Annotated in this window: 3 protein-coding genes; 1 reads left to right on the top strand and 2 read right to left on the bottom strand. The window is 35.3% G+C overall.

What is annotated here, in order from left to right; genetic code table 11:
* Positions 1-326 precede the first annotated feature (326 nt).
* Entirely contained in the window at positions 327-1115 is a 789-nt protein-coding gene (locus FTV28_RS13310; RefSeq protein ID WP_038350081.1) for an aminoglycoside adenylyltransferase domain-containing protein, read from the top strand.
* Positions 1116-1241: 126 nt separating this feature from the next.
* Here FTV28_RS13310 and FTV28_RS13315 read toward each other — a convergent pair whose 3' ends face one another.
* Both FTV28_RS13315 and FTV28_RS13320 read right to left on the bottom strand, forming a co-directional pair.
* Positions 1242-1700: a DUF523 domain-containing protein gene (locus FTV28_RS13315; RefSeq protein WP_077170035.1), complete on the bottom strand. Its 459-nt coding sequence runs from the start codon at positions 1698-1700 to the stop codon at positions 1242-1244.
* A gap of 234 nt (positions 1701-1934) precedes the next feature.
* Positions 1935-3100, bottom strand: a protein-coding gene (locus tag FTV28_RS13320) for an IS3 family transposase (protein WP_119285041.1) whose coding sequence is annotated in 2 segments (ribosomal slippage) — positions 1935-2842 and positions 2842-3100 — 1167 coding nt in all. Because the reading frame shifts where the segments join, the coding sequence is not laid out codon by codon here.
* Positions 3101-3296: the final 196 nt, after the last annotated feature.

Raw genomic sequence — 3296 nt, forward strand, 5'->3', positions numbered from 1 at the left:
AGTCGTTTGAATGATTTCTTCTTGGTCTACGTGCCATAAAATACTCCATATATTGATGTTTATAACATCATTTGAGGAGCAGAGTATCACTTATAGGAGTTGTTCAAATTTCCGGATCCATCTCTAAGTGAGGAGGAAATGACTCTTACTATTCAGATGTTGTTTCAAGCTTTTTTTGATTGATAGAGTTTTATGTATTAAACTCTATATTGAAAGTAAATATATTGTAAAAATAGTATGTTATTTACTAATTGATTAAATTATTTACACTTATTCTGTATAATGCTCTATGAATTCATTACTTATTTTTTTAAATTAAAAATCATATGCAAAGCTTAAATGATGAAGAGTGTCGCCAAGTTGAAAGTGTAAAACAGCTTTTACAAAAAAATTTTAAAGATAAGCTTTATGCTATTTATTTATATGGTTCGTATGTTGATGGTGGTTTAAAACATAAAAGTGATCTTGATATTTTAGTTATTATTGAACGTGAAATTACCGATCAGGAAAGAAAACAATTAGCGCAGAATTTTCTAAATATATCTGTTCCGATTGGTCATGCTACAGCGCGTGCCTTAGAAATTACGATATTAGAAAAAGGGAGTATTACCAATAAAAATCATCCATATACATATCAGCTACAATATGGCGAGTGGTTGAGAGAAGAATTACTCAAAGGTGAATTACTTTATAGTCAATCTGATCCAGATATTAGTATTTTACTTAAAACTGCCCAATTACATAACATTACTATCTTTGGACCTGATATTTGCGATTGGTTAAATCCAATTAGCTATGAACAATTAATATTTGCCATGCAAAAAACTTATCCACAAATTATTGCTCATTGGAAAGACGATCAGGATGAATGTAATCAAATTTTAGCGCTATGCCGTATAGCTTATACATTAGATCATAAAACAATAGTTGCCAAGGATGTTGCTGCGACATGGTTTTTAGAATTCTTAAGTCAGATAGATCAAGACATTTTGCAACTCATAATAGATGAATATATTGGGCAAGGTCATGAGCAATGTTGGTTAGTTTTACATGATCAGCTTGCTAAAATTGTTAAAGAATTACAGCATAAAATTGAACCACTACTTTTTAACTGATGTGGAAGTAATGGATATGCTTCTTAGATTATTACCTCACTATATCTCTAAATACCGAAGAGACTTGATATTGCAAAGGGGGGCGTGGTTGGAGTTGCATGAAGATTTTAAATAAAAGCGGAGGAACTAGGGTAAAAGTTGCCAAAAAGTTTCTTCTGAAATGACTTTTATATTATGACGTTTAAGCAAAGCGGAGGTAACTCCATTGCCATAGATCTTATTCCCATTAAATTGACCATCGTAAATCATTGAACTACCACATGAAGGGCTATTTTCTTTAAGCACTACCAGAGTAGCTTTTAATAATTGAACTTTTTTTAAAGTTCTATATGCCCCTTCAATATAGATTGAAGTCACATCCTTTCCTGATTTTTCAATTACACAGGCTTTTCCATCTAAGACATCATCGCCATTACCTCCCGAAATCTCGGCAGGTTCGCGTGGTGTTGATAAACCGCCAAGAATCTCTGGACATACCATAGTAGCTTTTCCATCTTTGACTAATTTTTCGATTTTTTCGTTTAAGCTATGCGTCCCGTTATAACGTACCTTTAAGCCAGCCAGACAAGAACTTACTAAAATCATATTTCCTCTATGAAAAAGATATGTATCGATTTGCTATTTAGCCAGTACCTATTATTTTTTAAAATTAATAGGTTAGTGCTATGGATAAAACAAGAATTTAAATATGATCAATGCAAAGTGAGTTATTTTTTTTCTAACCCACAAAGCTTATAGATTAGTTTGATCCTTTTTGTTTAGAAAATTTATCAACAGTGATGTGTGCTGAATTAGCAGGAGACTTTCACTTGGGAGATTCTAGGCAGCTAACCGATAAAAGTCTTCTGCCATTTGATTTGGTGTCTTAAAATCCAAGCCTTTTTGAATTCTTCGCTGATTATAAAATAACTCTATATATTTTGTAATATCCGCTTTGGCTTCTTCCCTTGTTTTGTAGTTGCGATGATGGACTAGTTCATTTTTGAGTATGCCCCAGAAACTCTCTATCGGTGCATTATCAAAGCAGTCGCCTTTTTTGCTCATTGAACCCTGAAAATCAAATTTCTCAAGTAAGTTTCGATATTCATTACTGCAATATTGGCTGCCTCTATCTGAATGTACAATGAGATCTTTAGCAGGTTTCTGATTGCGAATAGCCATATTCAATGCATCACAAACAAGCTTGGCTGTCATGCGCTCATTTAAGCTATAGCCAACAACCTGTTTCGTGTAAAGATCTTTGACAGCTGCCAAGTACAACCAGCCCTCAGCCGTCCAAATGTAGGTAATGTCACTCGACCACGCAAGATTAGGCTTCGTCATTGAAAACTGTTGCTTGAGTAAATTGTCATAAATAGAACGGTTGTGATCACTGTTCGTGGTTCTTTTGAAACGCTTATGGCGCTTACAATACAACTGATTTGATTTTTTTATTTGGCGCACAGCATACGTACTTATTTTGATACCTTGCGCTTGTAAATGCTTGGTTAATCGAACATAGCCATAGCTTTGTTTGGTTTCTTCATGGGCTATTTTGACCAAAATTGTCTGCTGATTTCGCTGAATTGATCTTTTACTCATGCCTCGCTTTAGCCAATCATAAAAGCGAGAAACGGATACACGAAGTAATCGAGCCATTAAAATAATCGGAAATAAGTGGCTTTGCGATTTCATATAGGCGTACCTCACTGACTTTCTTTGGCAAAGTACGCTGCTGCCTTTTTTAAAAATTCACGTTCCATTTCAGCTGTTTTGAGCTGTTGTTTAAGCTTCTTATTTTCTTCGAGTAAGGCGTTTAGATCGGGCGAATACTGTTTTGTGCCTGCTAAAGTTCCAGCCTTTGCTTTGTTATTCCAGTTCGAAAGGGTTTGCATTGAAATGCCAAGTTGTCTAGCGGATTCCGATACATTACCTTGGTTCTCTTCAATGGCTTTTATGGCTTCAGCTTTAAATTCTGCGGTGTAAGTCTTCTGTTTCTTGCTCATGGTAAACTCCTAATGAGTATGTATAGTTTACCAAGTTAAACCCTCCTGTTTTTTAAGCACACATCAATAGAGTGGGAGTGACGGGCACTGGCTGGCAATGTCTAGCAACGGCAGGCATTTCGGCTGAGGGTAAAAGAACTTTCCGCTAAGCGATAGACTGTATGTAAACACAGTATTGCAAGGACGCGGAACATGC

The sequence above is a fragment of the Acinetobacter sp. YH12252 genome, from assembly GCF_013417365.1.
In the GTDB taxonomy this organism is placed as follows: domain Bacteria; phylum Pseudomonadota; class Gammaproteobacteria; order Pseudomonadales; family Moraxellaceae; genus Acinetobacter; species Acinetobacter towneri.

Bases quoted from the DNA above. Each gene is read 5' to 3' on its own strand.
- FTV28_RS13310 (WP_038350081.1), top strand. From the start codon at position 327: ATGCAAAGCTTAAATGATGAAGAGTGTCGCCAAGTTGAAAGTGTAAAA.
- FTV28_RS13315 (WP_077170035.1), bottom strand. From the start codon at position 1,700: ATGATTTTAGTAAGTTCTTGTCTGGCTGGCTTAAAGGTACGTTATAAC.